This is a genomic window from Nocardia sp. CS682, assembly GCF_004634405.1.
Taxonomy (GTDB): Bacteria; Actinomycetota; Actinomycetes; order Mycobacteriales; family Mycobacteriaceae; genus Nocardia; species Nocardia ninae.
The window spans coordinates 2,380,657-2,405,718 of sequence record NZ_CP029710.1; the positions used below are offsets into that span (position 1 = coordinate 2,380,657).

At 65.6% G+C, this 25,062-nt stretch carries 21 protein-coding genes; 9 read left to right on the forward strand and 12 right to left on the reverse strand.

The genetic code is table 11. The features are described 5' to 3' along the window. Positions 1–27: 27 nt before the first annotated feature. The 4 genes from DMB37_RS10670 to DMB37_RS10685 are packed head-to-tail and all read right to left on the reverse strand — an operon-like array spanning position 28 to position 3,801. Positions 28–828, reverse strand: a complete 801-nt coding sequence (locus DMB37_RS10670) for an ATP-binding cassette domain-containing protein (protein ID WP_135232560.1) — start codon at positions 826–828, stop codon at positions 28–30. Beyond that, the gene (locus tag DMB37_RS10675) at positions 825–1,877 is read right to left on the reverse strand and encodes an ABC transporter permease (protein ID WP_206055226.1); all 1,053 of its coding nucleotides are present in this window, start codon (positions 1,875–1,877) and stop codon (positions 825–827) included. Before DMB37_RS10675 ends, DMB37_RS10670 begins: the two co-directional genes overlap by 4 nt. 18 nt (positions 1,878–1,895) lie before the next feature. After that, entirely contained in the window at positions 1,896–2,900 is a 1,005-nt protein-coding gene (locus DMB37_RS10680; protein WP_234391160.1) for a sugar ABC transporter substrate-binding protein, read from the reverse strand. 10 nt (positions 2,901–2,910) lie between these two features. After that, complete coding sequence (locus tag DMB37_RS10685) at positions 2,911–3,801, reverse strand: TIM barrel protein (protein ID WP_135232561.1); 891 nt, start codon at positions 3,799–3,801, stop codon at positions 2,911–2,913. 262 nt (positions 3,802–4,063) lie between these two features. On the opposite strand from DMB37_RS10685, the gene DMB37_RS10690 reads away from it, so the two are divergent. The 4 genes from DMB37_RS10690 (at position 4,064) to DMB37_RS10705 (ending at position 8,379) form a co-directional block, all read left to right on the forward strand. Then, complete coding sequence (locus DMB37_RS10690; RefSeq protein WP_135232562.1) at positions 4,064–5,068, forward strand: LacI family DNA-binding transcriptional regulator; 1,005 nt, start codon at positions 4,064–4,066, stop codon at positions 5,066–5,068. Between the two features lie 61 nt (positions 5,069–5,129). Further along, complete coding sequence (locus tag DMB37_RS10695) at positions 5,130–6,149, forward strand: Gfo/Idh/MocA family oxidoreductase (RefSeq protein WP_135232563.1); 1,020 nt, start codon at positions 5,130–5,132, stop codon at positions 6,147–6,149. A gap of 104 nt (positions 6,150–6,253) precedes the next feature. After that, on the forward strand, positions 6,254–7,345 hold the full coding sequence (locus DMB37_RS10700; protein ID WP_240772325.1) for an endonuclease NucS domain-containing protein: 1,092 nt from the start codon (positions 6,254–6,256) through the stop codon (positions 7,343–7,345). Positions 7,346–7,539: 194 nt separating this feature from the next. Then, complete coding sequence (locus tag DMB37_RS10705) at positions 7,540–8,379, forward strand: endonuclease domain-containing protein (protein WP_135232565.1); 840 nt, start codon at positions 7,540–7,542, stop codon at positions 8,377–8,379. A gap of 108 nt (positions 8,380–8,487) precedes the next feature. On the opposite strand, the gene DMB37_RS10710 is transcribed toward DMB37_RS10705, so the two are convergent. The 4 genes from DMB37_RS10710 to DMB37_RS10725 all read right to left on the reverse strand — a co-directional run bounded on the left by DMB37_RS10710 (position 8,488) and on the right by DMB37_RS10725 (position 13,607). Then, a complete protein-coding gene (locus DMB37_RS10710) occupies positions 8,488–9,666 on the reverse strand; it encodes an McrC family protein (RefSeq protein ID WP_135232566.1) in 1,179 nt (392 codons plus the stop codon). A 2-nt stretch (positions 9,667–9,668) separates the two neighbouring features. Then, positions 9,669–10,832, reverse strand: coding sequence for an McrB family protein (locus DMB37_RS10715; RefSeq protein WP_135232567.1), 1,164 nt, complete (start codon positions 10,830–10,832; stop codon positions 9,669–9,671). Positions 10,833–10,969: 137 nt separating this feature from the next. Beyond that, positions 10,970–12,388, reverse strand: coding sequence for a VWA domain-containing protein (locus tag DMB37_RS10720; protein ID WP_135232568.1), 1,419 nt, complete (start codon positions 12,386–12,388; stop codon positions 10,970–10,972). 340 nt (positions 12,389–12,728) lie between these two features. Further along, the gene (locus DMB37_RS10725) at positions 12,729–13,607 is read right to left on the reverse strand and encodes a MoxR family ATPase (RefSeq protein WP_135232569.1); all 879 of its coding nucleotides are present in this window, start codon (positions 13,605–13,607) and stop codon (positions 12,729–12,731) included. A 97-nt stretch (positions 13,608–13,704) separates the two neighbouring features. On the opposite strand from DMB37_RS10725, the gene DMB37_RS10730 reads away from it, so the two are divergent. The 3 genes from DMB37_RS10730 (at position 13,705) to DMB37_RS10740 (ending at position 16,669) form a co-directional block, all read left to right on the forward strand. Further along, on the forward strand, positions 13,705–14,121 hold the full coding sequence (locus DMB37_RS10730) for a PPOX class F420-dependent oxidoreductase (protein ID WP_135232570.1): 417 nt from the start codon (positions 13,705–13,707) through the stop codon (positions 14,119–14,121). A 708-nt stretch (positions 14,122–14,829) separates the two neighbouring features. After that, positions 14,830–16,041, forward strand: a complete 1,212-nt coding sequence (locus DMB37_RS10735; RefSeq protein ID WP_135232571.1) for a sodium:proton antiporter — start codon at positions 14,830–14,832, stop codon at positions 16,039–16,041. A 334-nt stretch (positions 16,042–16,375) separates the two neighbouring features. Next, a complete protein-coding gene (locus DMB37_RS10740; protein ID WP_135232572.1) occupies positions 16,376–16,669 on the forward strand; it encodes a hypothetical protein in 294 nt (97 codons plus the stop codon). A 91-nt stretch (positions 16,670–16,760) separates the two neighbouring features. Here the strand turns inward: DMB37_RS10740 and ilvC are convergent, their stop codons facing one another. The 3 genes from ilvC to DMB37_RS10755 all read right to left on the reverse strand — a co-directional run bounded on the left by ilvC (position 16,761) and on the right by DMB37_RS10755 (position 20,368). Next, the gene (ilvC, locus tag DMB37_RS10745; protein ID WP_370465362.1) at positions 16,761–17,876 is read right to left on the reverse strand and encodes a ketol-acid reductoisomerase; all 1,116 of its coding nucleotides are present in this window, start codon (positions 17,874–17,876) and stop codon (positions 16,761–16,763) included. Positions 17,877–17,945: 69 nt separating this feature from the next. Continuing rightward, positions 17,946–18,449, reverse strand: coding sequence for an acetolactate synthase small subunit (ilvN, locus tag DMB37_RS10750; RefSeq protein WP_107658505.1), 504 nt, complete (start codon positions 18,447–18,449; stop codon positions 17,946–17,948). Continuing rightward, entirely contained in the window at positions 18,446–20,368 is a 1,923-nt protein-coding gene (locus tag DMB37_RS10755) for an acetolactate synthase large subunit (protein WP_135232573.1), read from the reverse strand. Before DMB37_RS10755 ends, ilvN begins: the two co-directional genes overlap by 4 nt. Positions 20,369–20,696: 328 nt before the next feature. On the opposite strand from DMB37_RS10755, the gene DMB37_RS40960 reads away from it, so the two are divergent. Together DMB37_RS40960 and ilvD are read left to right on the forward strand one after the other, a co-directional pair. Continuing rightward, a complete protein-coding gene (locus tag DMB37_RS40960) occupies positions 20,697–21,479 on the forward strand; it encodes a PH domain-containing protein (RefSeq protein ID WP_240772326.1) in 783 nt (260 codons plus the stop codon). Between the two features lie 316 nt (positions 21,480–21,795). Further along, a complete protein-coding gene (gene ilvD / locus DMB37_RS10765) occupies positions 21,796–23,637 on the forward strand; it encodes a dihydroxy-acid dehydratase (protein ID WP_135232574.1) in 1,842 nt (613 codons plus the stop codon). Between the two features lie 472 nt (positions 23,638–24,109). On the opposite strand, the gene DMB37_RS10770 is transcribed toward ilvD, so the two are convergent. Further along, positions 24,110–24,967: a DoxX family protein gene (locus tag DMB37_RS10770; RefSeq protein WP_135232575.1), complete on the reverse strand. Its 858-nt coding sequence runs from the start codon at positions 24,965–24,967 to the stop codon at positions 24,110–24,112. Positions 24,968–25,062: the final 95 nt, after the last annotated feature.

A 25,062-nucleotide genomic window follows, 5' to 3' on the forward strand; every position in this document is an offset into this window, starting at 1 on the left:
GCAACACCTTTCGCCGCGGTGCGCTGTTCACGACACGACCCGCTGCAGTTCGTGCTGCAGCGCGTCCAGCTCGGCGCCGCCCGCCATCTGCCTGGTGAGCTCCGACAGGTCGATCTCGTCCTTCTCGTACGAGCCGAGCATCGTGCCGCGTTTCAGCAGCAGGAAACGGTCGCCGACCGGGAAGGCGTGATGCGGATTGTGCGTGATCAGGATGACGCCGAGGCCCCGATCGCGTGCTTGCACAACGTATTTGAGCACCACTCCGGCCTGCTTCACGCCGAGCGCGGCGGTGGGTTCGTCCAGGATCAGCACCTTCGCGCCGTAGTGCACCGCCCGCGCGATGGCCACGCATTGGCGCTGCCCGCCGGACAGCGTGCCGACCGGTTGCTCCATGTCGCGGATCTCGATGCCCATGTCCGCCAGCCCTTGCCGGGCGATCTCGCGGCCCTTGCGGCGGTCGAGCAGGCGCAGGAAGCCGGTGGTCGGCTCGGAGCCGAGCACGAAGTTGCGCCAGACGCTCATCAGCGGCACCACCGCCAGATCTTGGTAGACCGTCGCGATGCCGTGATCCAAAGCCATCCGCGGCGAGGACATCCGGACCGGCTGCCCGTCGATGCGCAACTCGCCTCGATCGTGCTGGTGCACCCCGGCCAGGATCTTGATGAGCGTGGACTTGCCCGCGCCGTTGTCGCCGAGGATGCAGGTGACCTGCCCCGCGTTGACCACGGTCGACACGTCCTCCAACGCGACGACGCCACCGTAACTCTTGCCGATCTCAACGGCCTCGATGAGCGGGGTCGCCCCGCTCGTCTGTGCTGATGCACTCATCGGCGTACCCTTTCGGCTCGCTTTTGGAATCTGTTGTTGACCAGCACCGCCGCCAGCAGCAGCACGCCGAGGAACAGCATGAACCAGTCACTGTCCCAGCGCGCGAACACAATTCCTTGACGTGCCATGCCGAAGATGAGGGCGCCGATGGCGGCACCGATCGCCGAGCCGAAGCCGCCGGTCAGCAGGCAACCGCCGACGACAGCGGCGATGATGTAGTGCAGCTCCAAGCCCACCCCTTGGTTCGCCTGCACGCTGGCGAAACGCAGGATGCCGCAGGAGCCGACCACCCAGCCGGCGAATGCGGTGGTCATGAAGAGCACGATCTTCGTCCGGTCCGCGGGGACGCCGACGGCCCGCGCGTTGGTGAGCGAGCCGCCGACCGCGAAGATCCAGTTGCCGAACTTGGTGCGCACCAGCACGATCGCGGCGATCGCGGTCAGCACGATCCACCAGATGACCGAGGCTTGGATGCGGGCTTCACCGATGTTCAACGTGGAGGCGAAGACCCAGCCTGCCGAGTTGTAGCCCTCCGCGCTCCGGATCCCGGACACCTGAACGGTCCCGGTGACCAGCCGGGTCACGCCTAGGTTCAGGCCTTGCAGCGCAAGGAAAGTACCGAGCGTGACGATGAAACTCGGCAATCCGGTGCGCATCACGAGCCACCCGTTGAACGCGCCGACCAGCAACGCCAGTATCAGCGAGGCCAGCAGCGCGAACCAGACGTTCCAGCCTGCGTGCACCGCGAGCAGCGCGGTGACCAATGCGGTCGACGCGGTCATCACACCGGCCGACAGGTCGAACTCACCGCCGATCATCAACAGCGCCACCGCGACCGCCATGATGCCGAGCGTGGACGAGTCGTCCAGCCAGGTCGCGATGCCCAGCGGGCTCAGGAACCGCTCGGTGATGATCGAGAAGAACACGAATACGAGCAGCGCGCCGAGCGCGGCACCGATCTCCGGCCGGACGATCAGCCGCTGCATGAGCGTCGGCCCCTGCGGTTGCGAGGCCGGTGCGGCCTCGGATGTCTTTGTGGCAACAGTCATTTCATCTACTCCCTGACCTCAGCGGGTGCCCTGTGCCACGAGCGCGGCGACGGCATCGACGTTGTCCTTGTCGACGAAGGCCGGACCCGTCTGCACCGGTGCGCCACCACCGACGGTGTTCAGGTTCGTCCGGTATGCCTGCAACAGCACCACGGGCAGGTAGCCCTGCTCGTACTGCTGCTGGTCGACGGCGAACAGCAGCTTGCCCGCCCGGATGGCCTCGACCACATCGGTATTGAGGTCGAACGTGGCGACCGTCGCGCCGGACTGCGATTCCTTCACCCCGTCCACCGCACGCGCGGCGACCTGCGAATTCAGTGTCAGCACCGCGTCGATGGTCTTGTCGGCCTCCAACGCGCCCTTGATGCGGGACTGCGCGTCGGTCGGGTTGTTGATGTCGACCTGCAACGTCGTGCCGTTGCCGAAGGCCTTGGTCGCGCCGTCGCACCGCTGGGTAGCGCCGATATTGCCCGCCTCGTGGATGACGCAGAGCAGCTTGGTCTTCTTGGCATCGGCCAGCCGCTTGCCCGCCGCCTGGCCGGCCAGCGACTCGCTTTGCCCCACATGGCCGATGGCGCCGTACTTGACGCTCTCGTTCTCGCCGGAGTTGATGGTCACCACCGGAATGCCTGCGGTGACGGCCTTTTCGATCGAGGGGCGCAACGCGTCCGGGTTGGCCATCGAGACGACGAGCCCGTCCACGCCCTGCGCCACCGCGTTGTCGATCAGCTTGGCTTGCTGGCCGGGATCACCGGCCGAGTTGTACTCGACCCGGACGCCCAGATCCTTGCCCGCCGCCTCCGCGCCGTTCTTGACGACGTTCCAGAAGGCATCCCCCGGGCTGCCGTGCGTGACCACCGCGACGGAGTTCAATTTTCCTGCGGCCACCGGCGAGTTGGTCGGGGCAGGCACGTCGGCGCCCGGACCGCTACAGGCGGCCAGCACCGTGGCGGCGGCGAGCCATGGCAGCAAGCGGCGCGAGCGCTGCCATCCTCGGCCGAGTCGTAGAGACATCGTTGTCATCACTTCCCCACTAGATTCGTGCGGCCACGAGGCCCGCGAGATGCCGCAGGCTGCGTTCGGTATCCCGGCTCGGCAGCTCCGCCGAGTCGGTCGGCTGCAGGGCGGTGTCCTGCTCCATGACATACCAGCCCCGGTATCCGGCGGCGTGCATGCTGCTCACCAGCGCGGCGATGTCGACGTCGCCCTCTCCCAACGGGGCATACAGTCCCCGCCGCACGGCCTCGCTGTATTCCACTGTGCCGCCGCGTACTTCGTCGGCGACCGCGCTGCGGACGTCCTTCAGGTGAATATGCCCGATCCGACCGGCGTGTCGCTGTGCGAGCTGCACCGGGTCGGTACCGCCGATCAGCAGATGACCGGTGTCGAGGCAGATGTCGAGATCGGAATCGGCCAGGAAGCGTTCGACTTCGGGCTCGGTCTCCACGTGCGTGCCGACATGCGGATGCAGCACCGTGCGCAGCCCGCACTCGGCGGCGACGTCGCGGATCGCGGCGGCGGTGTCGATGAGCATGCGCCACTCGGACTCGCTGAGTCGCAGGCGTGCGTCGTAGCCACCGAGACCGGTCGCGGCGGCGACCACCAGCACGTCGGCGCCGGTCGCCGCGAACAGCGTGGCGGTCTCCTTCGCCGCCGCGATCGCCTGCTCCGGCTCGGCGTGCAGCACCTGCGCCAGGAACCCGCCCACCGCGGCGATGCCGAATGTTTCGAGCAGCGACCGTAACTCGTCCGGGTCACGCGGAAGATAGCCGGGCGGGCCCAGTTCGGTCGCGGACAAGCCGAGTGCGGCCATCTCCGAGAGCACGGTGCGCGCGTCGAGCACATGACCCCAGCCGGGAACTTCGCACACTCCCCAGGAGATGGGGGCGGCCGCGATGCGCAGCGGGTAGAGCGGTTCGGTCATCAGGACTTCTCCGACCTTCGATGTCGAGTTGGAGCGCTCCAAGCGATTGGAGCGCTCCAACTATGTAACGTGGGTCATAGTGTGTCAAGAGGTTCCGCGTTGTCCAGAATATCGCTACTACCAGGTAATATCCGCACTTCCAGCAGATATGCCGGGAACTCACCGGCGAAGATTGTCGGATTAGAGCGCTCTATTGATTAGCGCGCGTCGACCTTGTAACGTCCGACACGGCACGGCTCATCGAACGCGGAACGGAGGCGACATGGCGCGACCCACCATGGAAGACGTCGCCGAACGCGCCGGCGTCTCGCGCGCCCTCGTCTCCCTCGTCATGCGCAACTCACCGAAGGTCAGCGATCATCGACGCCGCGCCGTGCTGGAGGCCGCGAAAGACCTCGGCTACCAGCCGGACATCATGGCGCGCTCGCTGGCCAGCCGAACCTCGAACATCGTCGGTGTGATGGTCTCCGACCTGCGCAACGCCTTCTTCGCCGACGTCGTCGAGGGAATGGACACCGCCGCACAGGAATCCGGCCTGGAGCTGATCCTCAACACCGGCCGCCGCAGCGCCGCCCGCGAACGCACCGCACTGGAAAGCCTGCTCTCCTTCCGCCCCGGCGGCATCATCCTGCTCTCCCCCATCCTGCCCGCCGCCGCCATTCGCGATGCGGCACAACAGACTCCGTTGGTCCTGGTATCGCGCAGCACCGCCATCACCGACGTCGACACCATCAACGACGACGGCGAAACAGGCGCCGCGCTCGCCGTCGATCACCTTGCCGCCCTTGGTCATCGGCGCATCGTGCACCTGGACGGCGGCACCGCGTTCACCGCGGCCCCCCGCCGCCGAGGCTATCGCGCCGCGATGGAACGACACGGCCTCGAACCAATGGTCATCCCCAGCGAACACACCGACTCCGCAGGCCTGGCCGCCGTCCAGAAGCTGCTCAACCTCTTCACCCGCGACAACTTCCCCACCGCCCTGGTCTGCGGCAACGACTTCAACGCCGTCGGCGCCATGTCCGCACTGGAAGAAGCCGGACTACGCGTCCCCGACGACGTCTCCATAGTCGGCTACGACAACACCTCCCTGGCCGCACTCCGCCACGTCTCCCTCACCACCATCGACCAGCCCCGCGTCCAAATGGGCCGTCTCGCCATCGAAGCCCTCGTAGAACGCCTACGCGCCGACCGCATCGCCCCGGTCCGTCGCCGCCTACAGCCTTCCCTCGTCGTCCGCGCGACCACGAGCACCCCCACTCACTGAAACTTCCGCTGCCCCAGGCAGTTCCGCACCACACGTCGAGATTTCACCAGGAGGAAAGTCGATGACATCCCACAAAGCCGTCACCCTCGGCCTCGCAGGCACCGGCCGCATCGGCACCTCCCACGCCGAAACCCTCAAAAACCTCCCCAACGTAGCCAACGTCCTCCTCGCCGACGCCGACCCCGACCGAGCCCGCACCACCGCCACCAAACTCGGCCTCGAATTCACCCCCGACCTGGACACCCTCTTCGCCGCCGACCTCGACGGCCTCATCATCGCCACCGCCACCGACTCCCACCCCGAACTAATCTGCCGCGCCGTAGACGCAGGCCTCCCCGTCTTCTGCGAAAAACCAGTAGCCGCCGACATCGAAGGCACCCTCGCAGTCCTCGACCACATCCAAAACACCCCCACCCCAGTCCAAATCGGCTTCCAACGCCGCTTCGACGCCGGCTACCAAGCCGCCCGCCAAGCCATCACCTCCGGCTCCCTCGGCTGGCTCCACACCCTCCGAGCGACCACCCTCGACCCCACCCCACCCCCCGCCGACTACATCCCCCGGTCGGGTGGCATCTTCCGCGACTGCGGAGTCCACGACTTCGACATCATTCGCTGGGTAACCGGGCGGGAGATCGTCTCGGTGTACGCCACCGGTTCCAACCGTGGCGAGTCCTTCTTCACCGACGCTGGCGACGTCGACACCGCCGCGGTGCTCCTGCGGCTGGACGACGACTCTCTCGCCACCGTCTCCCTGACCCGCTACAACGGCGCAGGTTACGACGTCCGACTGGAAGCCCTCGGCTCCAAAGGCAACGCCATCGTCGGCCTGGACGACCGCTCCCCCTTGACCTCAGTCGAACCCGACTACATCCCCTCCACCTTCCCCGCCTACCCAGGGTTCATGGACCGTTTCCGTCGGGCTTACACCGACGAACTCATCGCCTTCGTATCCGTAGTCAACGGAGACCTCGAAAACCCCTGCAGCCCAGGGGATGCGCTCGAAGCCTTCTATGTAGCCGAGGCCTGCGAACTTTCTCGCCGCGAGCGCCGCCCCGTCCAGATCTCGGAAGTCCGCCGCTGACAGACGTCGTTTGCGGAAGTGCCGCGCGGACAAGGAGTCGAACGTACCCTGGGCTTCTGGTATGGGCACGGCACGACCGTAGCGGGAGGCAGACTGTAGTGGGGGTGCAGATCGGTCTGTGGCGAGTAGATGATGTTCCCCGCCGCGTAGTGCCCGCGAAGATGCCGTTGGAGCAACGACTCGAAGACATCATCGAGAACGATCCGACCATGCTCGGCTCGGATGTGATGATCATCGGCCGACAGGTGGTCACGGCGTATGGAAGTCGAATCGACCTGCTCGCCGTAGACATCGACGGAGGGCTACACATCCTCGAGCTCAAGCGAGACCGCACACCTCGAGATGTCGTCGCCCAGGTTCTCGACTACGGCTCGTGGGCACAGACTCTCAGCGACGATGCGGTCCGAGAAATCTATCTCAAATATTGCGGCACCAACGACACCCGCGGATTCGACGAGGCTTTCGCCACCCATTTCGGCACCGAAAGCGCACCGGACGCCCTCAACACCTCGCACAGCTTGACGGTCGTCGCGGGCGAGATGGACGACGCCACAGAACGATTGGTGAACTACCTCGCGACCGGCTACAACGTACCGATCAACGTGATGTTCTTCGACTACTACGAAGACGACGGTCGCAGCTACCTGGCTCGCACCTGGATGCTCGATCGCAACACCTCCGCCGCCACCGGCACAACTGCAACGTCCACGCGAAGACAACCACAGTGGAACGGCCAGGACTGGTACGTGAACTTCGGCGAGGAACTCAGCCGAAACTGGGACGATGCCCGCAAGTACGGCTTCGTTTCCGCCGGCGGCGGAAAATGGTACTCCCGAAGCCTGCGCCAAGTACCTATCGGCGGAAGGGTTTTCGCCTACATCCCCAAGGTCGGCTACGTCGGCCTAGGCGAGGTGGTCGGCGAAGCCCAGCCCGCCGACGAGGCCACACTCACCGTCGACGGCACCGCTGTTCCATTCCGCAGCCTCGAGCTGCTGGCCGAATACCGACACACCCCCACACAGCCCGTCCCCGACGAGGACTACCGCGAGTGGGTGCTCCCTGTCCGATGGCACAAAACCGTCACCCGAGACAGCGCCTTCCGCAAACCCGGCCTGTTCGCAAATCAAAATTCCGCCTGCAACCTGCGCAACCAGTTCACGATCGATGAGGTCACCGGATTCTTCGACCAGGCTTGATGGAAGACGCGGTCGACAGCCAGAAGCGCCTCAGGTCAGGTCGTTGAACTGACCCGCTCTGACGGCTGCGAGCATTGCGCCCCCCCCCCCGATCCGCTGAAGCCAGTTACTCACAACCCGGCCTTATCCACAGCTCGACTGTTTGGCCAGCACCGTCGTTCTATCGAGCAGCGCCGACGGCGCAGTCTCGGCGCATGGACCTTTACGGCGTCTGCTCGCGCGCACAACTCATTGCCGATGGTGTGCCGGCGACGACGATCGACGACCGTTGTCGCCTAGGCACATACGTCCGTCTCCTGCCACGCACATATTTGCTGGGCGCCCCCACCGGATTGGCACGATGTGCGGCCATCGTGACTTGGATTCCGACAGCCGCGTTGAGCCACCGAACGGCTGGATGGCTGCACAATATGCTGCCGGAGCCGACCGTCTTCGAGGCAACGGTCCCAACGAGAATGCACCGTCGAAGCCCCGAATGGCTGACTCTATATCGCCGAGACCTCCCTGCCGATGCAGTGGAGGACATGTGGGGAATGCCGACCGTGAATGCTGCACAAACCCTGATCGACTGCATTTCGGTTATGCCAGAGGATGATGCCGCCCGGCTGGTCGACAACCACGTCGACCGCTCCGTCGCGGCATCCGAACTCGTCCACCCGAGCAGGTCAGGCAAACGAGGCTCGCCCGCGATGCGCAGGCAACTCCGTGAAGCAGCGCTGTACTCCGCATCGGAACCGGAGCGACTGTTCGCGCGGGCCCTCTCCAAACGTCGTCTGCATATGTTGGCAAACCATCCGATCGGACCGTACATATGCGACTTCGTCGACGAGCGGTCACGCACTGTCGTCGAAGTCGATGGTCGTGAATTCCATAGTGAACCAGAGGTATTCCGCCGTGACAGGCGGCGGCAGAACTGGCTGCAACTACACGGGTGGCTGGTGCTCCGCTACGCCGCGGCAGACATCTACACCGCGATCGATCGATGCGCAGACGAAGTGGTTTCGGTAGTTCGGGAGCGGCGGCGAAACGCGTGACGGCCTAGACGGACAGTTTTCCGTACGAAAGCCTGATACAGGGCACTTTATATTCGAAACTGTCCGTGCAGGCCGGGACACCCGGCTACCACCCGCGACTGCCGCCACTCATCGGTGCAGGATAGCTCGGGCCAGCGAATCTATCTCTGCCAGTAGCTGTTTTGGAGGCTGGGAGAGATCGAGGGCGTGGCAGTGGATAGTGATCCCACAGCTTCTGATCTCATGGACCGTTGCCGGCTCGTTGCCTTTGGCGTAGATCAGGTGTCCTTCCGGTAGGTCCAGGACAGCGCAGTAGGCGAGCATTTGATAGAGGTCGGCTTCGGGAAAGCCTTTGGGTCTCTCCGCTTTGTACTTGGCGTCGACCACTGCGATCGGGACATCGTTGTCGTCGCACCAGACGAGGTCGGGGATGAACTTGATACGGGATGCTTTGTCCAGGTGGCGGCCGAACTGGACCTTCGGGTGCCCCCCGAACTGACGCATGGCCATGCCGACCGCGCCGGTGACGAAATCCTCGTAGATGCGCCACATGTCGAACATGAAGCCGGATACCGCGAGGGATCCGTTGTTCTGATCGAAGGAACTGTTGTCGAGGATGACTTCGGACAGTCTGAGTAGGTCGTGGTAGCGGGCGTTGATCCGACCGAGGTGACATTTCGGTGCTCGGCCACGGTTGGGCAGCATCGTGATCTCGTCGAGCAGCCAACGGAGGCGGCTCAGTTGCTGGCGCGCCCCGACGCCGATGTCCGGGATGCTCAACAGCCGCAACGTCGCCAGCAAGACGACCTGGTTCTCGATGATGTCGGTGGTGAAATCGTCGTACTCGACGGCAATCGGTAGCGGCAGCCCGTAGTTGCGCATGATCTGCTCACGGAACTGGACTCGACCGCGAACAACGGCCAGCGAATCCGACCTGGTGTGGTAGCCCTGGAGCAGCCCACCTTCGATGGCACGGGAGGCGAGCCGAGAGAATGATTCGGCGACGGCCGGGTACAACCCGGGTGCGTGGTCCAGGTGCACGAACTCCTCGCGCCAGATGGCGGGGTTCGAGCAGTATCCGACAAAGAAGAGGAGTCTGTTCAACTCGGTGATCTTCGGACGCACGTTGATTTGGATGTCGCGATACGTGACTGACCCCACCTTGCTACCCGGCTTGATGGAGTACTGCCCTGACCGGGTTTGAGTCACCTTCGCGATCCCGAGCTGGGACAGCGCCTCGTATTCGCTCACCGACAGAACGACCGTCTCTGGCGAGCCGAATTCGATCAGATCAATCGGCGGCCGCACGATTATGCTCCCTGGCCACTATTCCGACTGCTCACCAGTTCCCGGATCCGCTGCAAGGAGTATCGCTCGTGCACATCGATACCGGGATCCCGGTAATGGAACTCCTCGAGCAGCGGCATCACTGACGTGTTCCAGGCGATATCAATGCCGTTCGGTGTCGTCGCGGCGGGCCTCATGAAGTACGACGGACCGATCTTGAAGTCCCTGTCTTCGATCAGCCTGTTCAGCTCGTCCAAGAGCTCAGCGGCCTCGGACGGGTAGCCCCGATCCGCCAACCACCTACGCAGGATTCCGTTGGTCGGTTCTTCCGACGGATGCAGGTGCACGAACGAAAACCTTCGTCGCATAGCGGAATCCATCGACGCGATCGAACGATCGACCGTGTTCATCGTTCCTATGATCACGACATTCTTCGGCAGATAGAACGTCTCTACCTTTTCCGAGTACAGCAGGTTGATGCTTTCATCCCGGTACTCCAACAGGTAGTACAGCTCACCGAAGATCTTCGACAGGTTGCCGCGGTTGATCTCGTCGATGATCAGTGTGTACAACACGCCGGGGTTCTGCCGGGCATCCTCGGCAAGCAGCCGCAGTGGCCCCTGATGGAGACGATACGAGACCTGACCGTTGCTCGATCGGCCTGGCCGGAACCCTTCGAAGAAGTCTTCATACGAGTACGACGGATGGAACTGGACGACCTTAACGTTCTCTGCGCTCGACAGGTGTTCGGCGAGCGCCTTCGCCAGGTAGGTCTTCCCGGTTCCCGGCGGACCGTAGAAGATCAGCTGCGGACGATCCTTGAGTAGGTCGATGCATTGCTGGAGCCACGCTTTCGACATGAAGAGGCGTTCCGCGAGCGCTTCTGTCGCATCAGGGAACTCGGGTTCAACGTCATCAATAGACGGCTGCTTCCCTTTGCGACCCCAGGTGATACCGAACGCATCTCTGAATACGTCCATCAACTCAGCGGCGTTTTCGAGAGTGAGCTGTAGCGACTGACTGCTCTTGGGATCTGATTCCCGCTTGTTCGAACCGAACGTCGACAAGTGCACCAACGGCCGCCCATCAGTGTCCGCGATCACCTGATATCGACAGCTGACCTCGTCCTCAGGTTTGTGCGGCCTGATGTTCTGCGACCCCTGAACGATCTCGCGAATCCGTGCCATCCAAGACTCCCTGCTGCCCCGCGCTCGATAGTGGACGTCGCGACCTCAATCGGAACGTTCCAGTGCGGCCCAGACTAGCGCCGGCCTCCGACAATCTGAGGTAGGCACGACTGCTCGGAACCAGCGAGCTGGAGCGCTTACGCCGGTAGCAGGCGGGCTACGACCTCGGCCAACTGTTTGACGTTGCGGCACTCGTGCATGGTGACGTGCTCGGCATAGATGTTGGCGGCGGAGTCGCCGGTGGACCAGGAGCGGGCGGGTTCGGGGTTGAGCCAGTAGGCGTGTTTGGCTCTGTCGCACATGGTTTGCAGCGCATCGAGATTCGGGGCGGTGCGGTTGGTGCGGGCGTCGCCGAGGATGAGGAGAGAGGTACGCGGGCCTAGGGCGTCGAGGTAGTTGTCGGTGAAACTCTGGAGGGCTTCGCCGTAGTTGCTGCTGCCGTAGCGGGCGACCTTGGTTTCACGGACGATTCGGGCGGCGAGGCCGGCGGCGGGGGGTTCGCCGGGAACGAACTGGGACGTGATTTCGTCGCAGGTGTCTATGAAGCCGAAGCTGCGGACCTTGGTGAATTGGTCTTGGAGAGCCTGGATCAGTTGGAGGGTGAATTCGGCGAAGCCGGTGACGGAGCCGGAGAGGTCGGCTAGGACTACCAGGTCGGGGCGGCCGTGTTTGCGGGAGCGGAGGACGGGGGTGATGGGGACGCCGCCGGTGGACATGGAGCGGCGGAGGGTGCGGCGCATGTCGATGTGGCCGCGGACGGATTTGCGGCGGCGGGCGGCTAGGCGGGTGGCTAGCTTGCGGGCCAGAGGGGTTACCAGGCGGCGCATTTCGGCTAGGTCTTGTTCGCGGGCGCCTAGGAAGTCGATCTGGTCGGGGCTGGATTCGACGCCGCGGCGGGCGATGTATTCGGTGCCGCGGAGTTGGGCGGAGCGTAGGCGGGCTTCGGTTTGGACGGCGGTGCGGAATTGGGTGAGGCGGCGGTTGGCTTCGATGGTGCGTACCGCGGCGTCGAGGGGGGATTCGCTGGTGGTGTCTGCGGCGAGGCGGTCGATGAGGTCTTCTGTGCGAAGGGATCTCATGGTCAGGTAGGAGGACCAGCCTGCGCCGGAGGCGGTGGTGACGGGGGCGGAGGTTTGGCCGGTGCCTGCCCCGCCGTAGGCGCCGAGTTGGGTCAGGGCTTGGCGGGCTAGGTCGGCTGCGGCTTCGGGGTCGTCTTCGGTGAGGGCGGTGGTGAGGCGGTCTCGAAGCGACTCAATGGATTCCGGGGTCGCGAGTGGTGCTTGTTGGGGCTGTTCGGTGGTCAGGAAGTAGAGGTCGAAGAGTTGGTTGAAGACTGCGCGTTGGCCGTTGCGGCGGAGGAGGCAGGCGGCCAGCCCGGAGCGCAGTCGATTGCGGTCGGATAGGCCGAGGGCGAGCATTGCCTCCGCGGCGTCGATTGTTTCGCTGGGGCCGGCGTTGATTCCGTGGTCACGGAGTAGGCCTACGAACTCGACGAGGCGGTCGGTGATCGTGTCGGAAGGCTGTTGGGGAACAGAGCTACGGCGCGACGGTGTCATGCCGCGGTCCCCTTCCGGGCCACAGTGTTCGGCGCGGATAACACTGGGCCGTCGGCGATCGTGGGCTCTAGTGGAGCAGTCTGGTCGCGGCGCGCCGAAATCATGCCGCTGTTCCCTTTCGAGTCAACACATTCGCAGCGGAGAACACGGGGCGGCCGTCGCTGATCGTGTCGAAGAACTGCTGCGGAGCACGGCGCGATGGCGTCGTGCCGGCGCCTGGGCGAGAATCTGACGCTGGCGATCGGGGGCGAATCCGGTGACGCACTGTCACCTCGGGCGGGCGACAGATGTGCGCACAACCGAGCAAAGCGGCGGGCGGGCTTCGGAACTCGCTGTCCGCTCACTTCCCCGGCCCCTCATCGGTATCCAACGACAGACGCTCAGCCGCAATGCGGTGGTCCGCTTGATATTTCAGCAGTACGCCGAGAGTGGAACGGACGACACTGCCGGTCAAGGAGCGGGTGCCCAGCGCTACGAGAGTTCTTGCCCAATCGACGGTTTCGGCGATGGACGGCGGTTTGCGAAGGGACAGTTCGCGTAACGCGCTCACGACGCGGACTACGGGTTCGCCCAACGCCTCGTCCAGCTCCGGGACCTTCATGCGGACGATCGCTCGCTCCAATTCGGCTGTGGGGTAGTCGATGTGGAGGTAGAGGCAGCGGCGCTTGAGCGCGTCGGAGAGGTCGCGGTTGGCGTTGGAGGTGACGAGGACGAATGGTTCGCGGACGGCGGTGATGGTGCCGAGTTCGGGGATGCTGACCTGGTAGTCGCCGAGGACTTCCAGCAGCAGACCTTCCAGCTCGACGTCGGCCTTATCGAGTTCGTCGATGAGCAGCACGGTGGGGTTCGGGTTGCGGATGGCGGCGAGGAGGGGGCGGGCGAGGAGGAACTCTTCGGTGAAGACGTGGTCGCGGGTGGTGTCCCAGCCTTCGCGCTCGGAGGTGATGCGGAGCAGTTGTTTGGCGTGGTTCCACTCGTAGAGGGCGCGGGCCTCGTCGATGCCTTCGTAGCATTGCAGCCGGACGAGGTCGGCGGTGGTCGCGGTGGCGACGGCTTTGGCGAGCTCGGTTTTGCCGACACCGGCCGGCCCCTCGATCAGGAGGGGTTTGCCGAGGTGGCCGGCGAGGAAGACGGCGGTGGCGATATCGAGGGACGGGAGATACCCGGCCTCGGTGAGCCGCTGCGTGACTTCGTCGACAGAGCCAAAGAACTTACTCATCAGTAGACAGTGTAGATCGCCCGGCTACCAGGCCTTCGTCACGCGACCCACGAGTACGGCTTGAACTGAACCGCACTCGAGGTTTTATGGTCGGCTCATGATCTTCACCGACGTCGAACGCGCCTATCTCAGCGGCCAGCGGCTCGCCCGGCTCGCCACCGTATCGCCCAGCGGCGCACCGCAGCTCGTGCCGTTGGCCTTCCGCCTCAACCCGGACGACACGATCGATATCGGCGGGCCGAATCACGCGGCGACCCAGCGCTATCGGAACATCCTGCAGAACCCGAAGGTCAGCCTGCTGATCGACGACATGACCCCGGACGAGCCCGGCGCGGTCAAACCGGGCTGGGGCCGGGGCGTCGAGATCCGCGGCGTGGTGGAGACCCTCACGCTGGACTCACCGCCGGTCGCCGAGTGGTTCTCCAACGACGTCATCCGGATCCACCCGCGCCGCATCAAGAGCTGGCACATCGACCCGGCCGACCCGGACGGCGGCAGCCGCACCGTCGCGTAGCGGCGAGACCCCACCGATCCGGTGGGAGCCCCGTCGCTGCAAGCCGATGACAGCAGCCGCACCATCACGTAGCGGCAAGGCACGAACAACCCGACAGTGCGCCCACACCACCGTGTCCCGGCACGACCCTGCCAACCCCGATAATGGTGACCGCCCCATCGCGCGGCGGCACGACTCCGCCAACTCCGATGACAGCCACCCACACGGGTTGGTGGAGGCTTGTCGCGACGCGATGGCGCGGCCACCTCCAGCGGGGTCGGTCAAATCTCGCAGCTACACGACCGTTCGGATGCTGCCGTTGGGGTTTGGCCGAGTCGTGCCGCTACGCGGCGGTCGCAACCACCCGCACCATCGCATCGCAGCAAGCCTCCACCGACCCGATGGAGGCGGCCGCATCACGTAGCAGCAAGACGCGACCAACCCGACACTGGCGCCCACACCACCGTGCCCCGGCGCGACTCCGCCAACCCCGATAGTGGCACCCACACCATCACGTAGCGGCACGACTCTGCCAACCCAGATGCAGGCACTCGCACCGTCGCGTAGCGGGACCGCGACAAGTCGGCCGCCCTGTCACGTTGATCATGAACACCTGAGTTGAACCAGCCAGGACCCGCAGCCCCGAGTAAGCTCTCCGTTTGCTGTCAGCATGCCGGACAGCAGCACAGGAGGTCGAGGTCCACCAGGGCTGTCCGAATCGGGAGACTCATGTTCATTGCGATCGCCGCGACGATGACGGTCATCCTGGTCTGGTCCTGCCTGTCCCGATCGATGGCGCGCTGGAAGGTGACCGCCCCACTGGCGATGGTCGTGGTCGGCGCGCTGGTCAGCTGGGGCAGCGACCACTGGCTGGCCAACGCGGTCAACACCGACACCGCGCAGCGGATCGTCGAATTCATCTTGGCGCTGTTCCTTTTCACGGATGCGACCGAGGTGCGCGACGGGCTGTCCGGTCGCCGGCACACGGGCATCTTCCGGCTGCTGTTCATCGCCTTCCCTCTGAGTCTCGCCGCCGCGTATCTGCTGGGATTCGCGCTGCTACCGGGCGTTTCGTGGACGGTGCTGCTGTTGATCGCGTGCATCGTGATACCCATCGATCTGGTGCCTGCCCAAGCGATCGTGCGGGATCTGCGTGTGCCGGAACGGGTTCGGCATGCGCTCAATGTGGAGAGCGGGTTCAACGACGGACTGGTCGCGCCGATCTTCCTGTTCGCGCTGGCGGCGGCGGAGGCCAGTGCCGAGTCGGATCAGGCGGTGCACGCGCTTGGGCAGGCGGTGCCCGCGGTGCTGAAGTCGATAGTGATCGGCTTGGCGGTGGGCGCGCTCGCTGGATACTGCATGTCCTTCGCCATCCGTAAACGGTGGACCGACGCGCGGGCGGTGCGCATCGGGACGATCGCGATTCCCGTGCTCACCTACAGCATCGCGGTGTGGGTGGACGGCAACGGATTCGTGGCGGCGTTCCTCGCGGGCATCGCCTACAGCACCACGCGGCGCGAATTGCCTGGTGAGCCACTGCAATCGACCGAGGACGTCGCCGAATTCTGCGGTCTGGCAATGTGGTTCGTGGTCGGTAATGTCGCGGCGGCGAGCTTCGGCTGGCTCAGTTGGCAAGTGTTCGTCTACGGTCTGCTCGCGTTGACGGTGGTGCGGTGCGTTCCGGTAGCGATCTCGTTGCTCGGTTCGCCGTTCACGCAACGCGAACGGCTCATGCTCGGCCTGCTGGGGCCACGCGGCGTGGCGTCGATCGTGTTCGCACTGCTCGCCTTCAACGGACTGCACAAAGACGATGACGCGTACCTCGTGATCGGCGTGACCTTGGTGGTCGTCGTCGGCAGCGTCGTCCTGCACGGCATCGGCGCGCCACTCACCGCGGAATACCTCGGAAAACGCCGCCGAGACAAGCAAATAGACGCTTAGCCCAGCGTGAGTGGCACATGGTCGCGGCAAACGTCGAGAAGGCCCCTCCATGGTGTGCCACTCAACGCGAATCACTCGGGTACCGGTGCGTCAGTGGGGGTTAACCCCTAGTACTAAGGGTGGAAATCTTCTGCAGGCCTGCCTGCACCCGTGACCTTTCGGGTGAAATGCGTAAGAGTGAGACCGTGCAGTCGGTGTTGTGCCGGGCGGGGGCCCGCAAAGCAGCGGCGACACAGTCGATCCCGACCTGCCGACGAGGTGCACTACGCCACGTGGGCAGACCACAGCGGGGGATGGTGAACGAGCAGTTCACCGCAGAGTGAAAGGATCCACGTTGTTCTCCACAACCAAGTCCACGACTTCGCGCCGCATGCTGGCCCGAGTGGCTGTCGCCGGTGCGATCGTCGCGGTTCCGTTGACCGCCTTGGCCATTCCCGCCTCGGCAGGCCCGAGCGTCGGCGTGCCCGGCGTCACCGACGTCCGGCATCCACACCACGATCGCAACTGCGACTTCGGCCCGTTCAAGAACTGGAGCTGCAACAACGGCCCGTTCGACCGCGGCCACCACGACGATCCGTTCTGGCAGTTCCGGCAGAACCGCCCGCACGGACTGTTCGGCAGCAGCTAACGCGGCGCGGCCGCACCGGCAACGAGCCTGCGGCACCTACCGACGACAACGGCCCGGCACCAGTCAGGTGCCGGGCCGCTTCGGTGGAGACTCAGGCGGTCTCGGTGATCGGCCGGTCGACCCAGCTCATCAGCCCGCGCAGCTTGGCGCCGGTGACCTCGATCGGGTGCTCGGCGTTGGCCTTGCGCAGACCCTCGAGCTCCTTGTTGCCACCCTCGACGTTGGCGACGAGCCGCTTGACGAAGCTGCCGTCCTGGATGTCCTTGAGGATGTCCTGCATGCGCTTCTTGGTGTCGGCGTCGATGACCCGCGGGCCCGACAGGTAGCCACCGAATTCGGCGGTGTCGGAGACCGAGTAGTTCATCCGGGCGATGCCACCCTCGTACATCAGGTCGACGATGAGCTTGAGCTCGTGCAGCACCTCGAAGTACGCCATCTCGGGCGCGTAGCCTGCCTCGACCATGACCTCGAAGCCGGTCTTGACCAGCTCTTCGGTGCCACCGCAGAGCACGGCCTGCTCACCGAACAGGTCGGTCTCGGTCTCTTCCTTGAAGGTGGTCTTGATGACGCCGGCGCGGGCGCCACCGATCGCCTTCGCGTAGGACAGGGCGAGCGCCTGGCCCTCACCCTTCGGGTCCTGGTCGACGGCGATCAGGGCGGGCACGCCCTTGCCGTCGACGAACTGACGGCGCACCAGGTGGCCGGGGCCCTTCGGGGCGACCATCGCGACGGTGATGAACTCCGGCGCCTTGATCAGGCCGAAGTGGATGTTGAGGCCGTGGCCGAAGAACAGCGCGTCGCCGTCCTTGAGGTTGGGCTCGATGTCGTTGGTGAAGATCGACGCCTGCGCGGTGTCGGGGGCCAGCACCATGATCACGTCGGCCCAGGCCGAAACCTCGGCCGGGGTGCCGACGGTCAGGCCCGCCTCTTCGGCCTTCGGCCGCGACTTCGAACCCTCCGCGAGGCCGACCCGGACCTCGACGCCGGAGTCGCGCAGGCTCAGCGAGTGCGCGTGGCCCTGGCTGCCGTAGCCGATGACAGCGACCTTGCGGCCCTGGATGATCGACAGGTCGGCGTCGTCGTCGTAGAACATCTCGACTGCCACTTGGTTGGTTCCCTTCTGGATTCTTCTGTTTAGGTCTGAAAGTCGCGTCGCCGCCCCGGTTTTCACCGGAACGCTGTGGCGCGATCCTCGCGTCGAGCCCACATCGGTTGCGGGCGCACGCTATTCAACTGTTCTGCTGCGGTCGGTCCGAAGGCGCGACGCCGGCGAGCGCTATCGCGTCGCCGTGATCGACTTCGGTCCGCGACCGACGGCCACCACACCGGACTGCACGATCTCCCGGATTCCGTACGGCTCCAGCATGCGCAGCAACGCGTCGAGCTTGGACCGGGTTCCGGTCGCCTCGACGGTGAGCGCGTCCGGCGAGACGTCGATCACTTTCGCACGGAAGAGCGTAACCGCCTCGATCACCTGGGTCCGCACGCTGGCGTCGGCGCGGACCTTCACCAGGATCAGTTCGCGGGCCACCGAGGTGTCGGAGTCCTGCTCCACGATCTTGATGACGTTCACCAGCTTGTTGAGCTGCTTGGTGACCTGCTCGAGCGGCAGATCCTCGACGGTGACGACGATGGTCATCCGGGAGATCTCGGGGATCTCGGTGCCGCCGACCGCGAGCGACTCGATATTGAAGCCGCGGCGGGAGAACAGCGCCGCGACCCGCGCCAGCACGCCAGGCTTGTCCTCGACAAGCACGCTGAGCGTGTGCGTAGTACTCATTCCGTCACCTTGTTCTTCTCATGAGACATCGCTTCGTGGATGACAGCGGGCTCGGCAGCCTGCTCGTCGTCGTCGAACAGCGGGCGGATGCCGTGGGCGGCCATGATCTCGTCGTTGCTGGTGCCCGCGGCGACCATCGGCCACACCTGGGCGTCCTTGCCGACGATGAAGTCGATCACCACCGGCCGGTCGTTGATGGCCTGCGCCTCGCGGATCGCGGCCTCCACGTCCTCCTCGCGCTCGACCCGGATGCCGTGGCAGCCCAGGGCTTCGGCGAGCTTCACGAAGTCGGGGATGCGCAGGGTGTGCGTGCCGAGATCGGTGTTGGAGTAGCGCTCCTGGTAGAACAGCGTTTGCCACTGGCGGACCATGCCGAGGTTGCCGTTGTTGATCAGCGCGACCTTGATCGGCACGCCTTCCACGGCGCAGGTGGCCAACTCCTGGTTGGTCATCTGGAAGCAGCCGTCACCGTCGACCGCCCACACCTCTTTGTCCGGCGCGCCCATCTTGGCGCCCATGGCGGCCGGGACGGCGTAGCCCATGGTGCCGAGGCCGCCGGAGTTCAGCCAGGTGCGCGGCTTCTCGTACTTGATGAACTGGGCGGCCCACATCTGGTGCTGGCCGACGCCGGCACAGTAGATGGCGTCGGGTCCGGCCAGGCGGCCGAGCGCGTCGATGACGAACTCGGGCGAGAGCGAGCCGTCGCTGGGGGCGGTCCAGCCGAGCGGGTAGCTCTTGCGGACGCCGTCCAGGTACTTCCACCATTCGGTGAGGTCGAGCAGCGGGGACTTGGCGGCCGGATCGGCCTTCAGGGTCTCGATCAGCTCGATGATCACCTCGCGGCAGTCGCCGACAATCGGGACGTCCGCGTGCCGGTTCTTGCCGATCTCGGCCGGGTCGATGTCGGCGTGGATCACCCTGGCGTCGGGTGCGAACGAGTCGAGCTGCCCGGTCACCCGGTCGTCGAAGCGGGCGCCGAGGGTGATCAGCAGATCCGAGCGCTGCAGGGCCGCAACGGCTCCCACGGTGCCGTGCATGCCGGGCATGCCCATGTTGAGCTGGTGGCTGTCCGGGAACGCGCCGCGCGCCATCAGCGTGGTGACCACGGGGATGCCGGTCATCTCGGCCAGCTCGAGCAGCTCGGGCGAGGCGTCGGCCTTGATCACGCCGCCGCCGACGTAGAGCACGGGCGACTTGGCTTCCAAGATCATCCGGGCGGCCTCGCGCACCTGCTTGCCGTGCGGCTTGGTCACCGGACGGTAACCGGGCAGGCGCATCTCCGGTGGCCAGCTGAAGGTCGTCTGCATCTGCAGCACGTCCTTCGGGATGTCCACCAGCACGGCGCCCGGCCGACCGCTGGCGGCCAGGTAGAACGCCTCGGCGATGATGCGCGGGATGTCGACGCCCTCGGTGATGAGGAAGTTGTGCTTGGTGATCGGCATGGTGATGCCGGAGATGTCCGCCTCTTGGAAGGCGTCCGTGCCGATCAGTCCGCGGCCGACCTGGCCGGTGATCGCGACGATCGGCACCGAGTCCATCTGCGCGTCGGCGATGGGCGTGACCAGGTTGGTCGCACCCGGACCCGAGGTCGCCATGCAAACGCCGACCTTGCCGGTGGCCTGCGCGTAGCCGGTCGCGGCGTGACCCGCGCCCTGCTCGTGGCGGACCAGCACGTGGCGCACCTTGGTCGAGTCGAACAGCGGATCGTAGACCGGAAGAATCGCGCCGCCGGGAATGCCGAATACGGTGTCGACGCCGAGCTCCTCGAGCGACCGGACGACCGATTGCGCGCCGGTGACCCGCTCGGGCGGGACCTGGCGGCGGTTGGCCGACGTCGTCGAGCTGCCAGTGCTCGGCTGATTCGCCGAAGGCGCTGGCCTGCGGGCCGATGGCCCGGGCCGTGCGGTAGGTGCACTCACCGTCTTCGTTCCTAACTGCTTGTCGTTCTGACCCCGGATTTGTGTCTGACATGCGGTGTCTTGCGACTCGCCCATGCCGGACATTTGTCCGAACACAAAAAAGCCCCCGTCAGCCCATGGCTGATCGAGGGTGGCGCGTCGCAACGCGAGCTGACGTATTCGACTCAGATAGTCAGGCTCAACGCTGGACGCGCCGGCCGATTACGAGAAGCTCGTTTCGATTCACGCGCATGACGGTATGTGTGCGTGAGCCGAAGAGTCAAACAGGTCCCATTATGTGGGATAGTGCGGCTGCTTGGGTCCTTCACCAGGATGCGAGGATGGTGGTGTGTCATCACCGCATCAGTCCGTGCCACCGGCTAAATCGTCCCACACCGCGCCCGAGGGATCGGACACGGGTGGCGGCTCGGCCGCCACTGTGATCCGTATCCCACGCCTGGCCTTCCTAGGTGTGTTCATCCTGTTCATGTGCGTGTTCTTCATGTTCGTCGGCTGGCCCGCCGGACTGTGGTGGATGCTGCTGATCCCCGTGGCGGTGAGCGTGTGGGTGCTGCGGACGCAGACGACGGTCTCCGAGGCCGGGCTGGATCTGCGGACCGTATTCGGGTCGCGGCATCTGGACTGGTCTCAGTTGAAGGGGGTGCGTATCCCGAAGCGTGGATACGTGCGGGCCGATTTGGTCGACGGGACCGAGGTGAAACTTCCTGCGGTCAGTTATGACCGGGTGCGGGATTTGGCGATTGCGTCGCAGGGGCGGATTCCGGATCCGTATGCGGTGCCGCCGGCTGGTGCCGGTGCGGCGAAGCCGGACGCCGCTAGTGCGACGGAGTCCGGTGAGGTAGGCGCGACGAAGACGGACGACTCGGGCGCGACCATCGCCGGTGCGGGGTCGGCGAACTCGGGCGATGCTGACGCGGCGACCGTCGACGCGGAATCGCCCCAGACTGATGACACGCGCACAACCACCGCCGACGCTGACGCGAGGGTGACCGACCCTGGCACCCGAGACACGACGGACGAGGGCGGCACCGACCGCGACAAGGGTGCAGCTTCCACCAGCAGCGCTGCCGAAGACGATGACACTCGCGGCAAGGGCAGCAACAAGCAGTAGACGCACACGCGGGAGCAGGAACAATCGCCGACGCTAGGATGTTGTCGGCGATGTGTCGGCAGACCGATCTCCGACTCGCACAGCGCGGCCCGACGCCTCCGGCAACTCCGGTGACACCGTCAGCGTCGACGAGAACCACTCGCGGCGACACCGGCACGCGGCACGGACTGACACCAGAACGGACCGGGACGACGGCCACGAGCCGCGCTGACCGGCAGGTCGGCCGAGACCCACGCGGGAGTACCGTGGAGCGGCCGCCGAGCTGACTCTGCGCAGTCGCATCCCAGCCCCCCCGCGACCAGACCGAGGACCATCAATGCCACCGCTTCGTTCACGCACCACCACCGTCGGCCGCAATGCCGCAGGCGCCCGCGCACTCTGGCGCGCCACCGGCATGACCGACTCCGACTTCGGCAAGCCGATCGTCGCCATCTCGAACTCGTACACGCAGTTCGTGCCCGGCCACGTGCACTTGAAGAACGTCGGCGATATCGTCGCCGACGCGGTGCGTGCCGCGGGTGGCGTGCCGCGCGAATTCCACACCATCGCCGTCGACGACGGCATCGCGATGGGTCACGGCGGCATGCTGTACTCGCTCCCCTCGCGCGAGATCATCGCCGACTCCGTGGAATACATGGTGAACGCGCACACCGCCGACGCGCTGGTGTGTATCTCCAACTGCGACAAGATCACTCCGGGCATGCTGAATGCTGCTATGCGACTGAACATTCCGACGGTGTTCGTCTCCGGTGGGCCGATGGAGGCCGGTAAGGCCGTGGTCGTCGGCGGTGTCGCGCAGGCGCCGACCGACCTGATCACCGCGATCTCGGCGAGCGCGAATCAGGCTGTGTCCGAAGAGGGTTTGAGCGAGGTCGAGCGGTCCGCCTGCCCGACATGTGGCTCCTGCTCGGGCATGTTCACCGCGAACTCGATGAACTGCCTCACCGAAGCGCTCGGACTCGCGTTGCCCGGCAACGGTTCCACGCTGGCCACCCATGCCGCGCGCCGGGCGCTGTTCGAGCGCGCGGGCACCGTGGTCGTCGACATCGCCAACCGCTGGTACCGCGCGGACGACGCGTCGGTGCTGCCCCGTAATGTCGCCAACGCCAAGGCTTTCCGCAATGCGATGGCGCTCGACGTTGCCATGGGCGGGTCGACCAATACGGTTCTGCACACCCTCGCCGCCGCGCAGGAGGGTGAGATCGACTTCGATCTGCACACCATCGAGGAGACCAGCCGCCGGGTGCCCACCCTGTCGAAGGTGTCGCCCAACTCCGATTACCACATGGAAGACGTGCACCGGGCCGGTGGCATCCCCGCCATCCTCGGCGAACTGCGCCGCGCCGGTCTGCTGGAGACCGACGTGAGCACCGTGCACACGCGCAGCTTCGACGAGTGGCTCGACACCTGGGATATCCGCTCCGGCAAGGCCTCCGAGGAAGCCATCGAGTTGTTCCACGCCGCGCCGGGTGGGGTGCGCACGGTCGAACCGTTCTCCACCGAGAACCGCTGGTCCTCACTCGACACCGATGCCGCCGGTGGTTGCATCCGCGACTTCGAGCACGCCTACACCAGGGAGGGTGGGCTGGTCGTGTTGCGCGGCAACATCGCCCCCGACGGTGCCGTGCTCAAGACCGCGGGCATCGACGAGGAACTGTTCACCTTCCAGGGACCCGCGCTCGTCGTGGAATCCCAGGAGGAAGCCGTGTCGGCCATTCTCAACAAGAAGATCAAGGCGGGTGACGTGCTCGTCGTCCGCTACGAGGGTCCGGCGGGCGGGCCGGGCATGCAGGAAATGTTGCACCCCACCGCCTTCCTGAAGGGCGCCGGGCTCGGCAAGCAGTGCGCGCTGATCACCGACGGCCGCTTCTCCGGCGGCACCTCGGGCCTGTCCATCGGCCACATCTCCCCCGAGGCGGCCAGCGGCGGCACCATCGGCCTCATCGAGAACGGTGACCAGATCCGCATCGACGTCAGCACCCGCACGCTCAAGGTCCTCGTCGACGACGCCGTGCTCGCCGAACGCCGCGCCAAAATGGAAGCCTCCGAACGCCCCTGGCAACCCCTCAACCGCGACCGCCCCGTCACCACCGCCCTGCGGGCGTACGCGGCCCTCGCCACCTCAGCCGACAAGGGTGCAGTCCGCTACGTGCCGTAGCGGACTGCGGTTTCGCCCACACCAACTGAGCGCTGTCCAAGCTGAACTTTGACAGCACACCTCCCCGTCGTTGCACGCCACCATGTCCCGCTCGCCGCACCTAACCGCCCTCGCGTAGCGACGAGCGGGACATGACGCCGCGCCCACTCGACATTCGCCGCGGCCATGTCCCGCTCGCGGCAGCCAACCACCTCGCGTAGGGGCACACGGGACGTGACGGCGTGCCCACTCGATGTTTGCCGCCACCACATCCCGTCGCTCATGAGCTACCCGACCAACGGGGACAGCACGACGTGCCCACCCGCGAATTGCCGCCACTATGTCCCATGCGAGGCAGCCAACCACCTCACATGGTGACGAACGGGACATGACGGCGCACCAACTCGACAACCGCCGGGACCATGTCCCGCTCGGCTGCGTGCCGAACAAGACTGCGCCCCTCGGAAGTCCAAGGGGCGCAGGTGGTTCGGAGTTAGTCGAAGGGGCCGATGCCGGTCAACGGGTTGCCGCCGTGCAGGTACCAATAGGTGGCGATGGCGGCGGCTATGGCCAGGAGCAGGACTACGAAGGAGCCGGCGAAGGGGCGGGTGGCCCAGCCGCGGTTGCGGTCGAGGGCCCAGCGGCCGGGGCCGGTGAGGATGATGACGGCGGAGATGCCGGCTAGGATGCTCTCCATTTCGACGCCGGTGGGGACGGAGGCCTTGTATTGGAAGCCGGGGATCATGCCTTGCTTCCAGGCCCAGGCGTCGAGGATGACGGCGAGGACGGCGCCTGCGGCGAGCGGGGTGGCCAGGCCGAGGACCAGGAGTGCGCCGCCGCCGACTTCGCCGATGGTGACCAGGATGGCCGACACGGTCGGGTGGTCCCAGCCGCCTTTCTCCATCATGTCGCGGGTGCCGTCGAGGCCGGGGCCGTTGAACCAGCCGGTCAGCTTCTGCAGGCCGTGGTAGATGAAGGTGCCGCCGACGATCAACCGCAGCAGAAACAGACCGAAATCCAGTGTGCCGCGGCGGTTCTCGCCGTTGCGGCGACGCAGCCTGCCGGTGTCGGTCGGCGCGTTCGCGGCGGGCGGGATGCTGGCGTAGGCATAGGCGGGCGCCGCGTCCGGCGCGGTGCCGCTGGCGCCGACGGGCGGCACGTCGGGGTCAAGGCCGAGCTCGTCGTCGGTGCGCGGCACGTCCTTGGACAACCTGGGAAACTGCTCGGTCGGCGAATCGAACGGGCTGCTGACGCCTCGACCGGTGGACGACACCGCCGACTGCTCGGCCGTGGACGGCGCTGAACGCTGGGCCGCCGAGGGGTCGGATGTGTCTTTCGGCTTCTCGGTCACGGCCAATACCCTATGCTGCGCCGCGCAACAGCGGGCACCAAACACTATTGGCGTGTCAGTTCCCGACAAAATACAGGTGTGCGGCCGGAATTCGG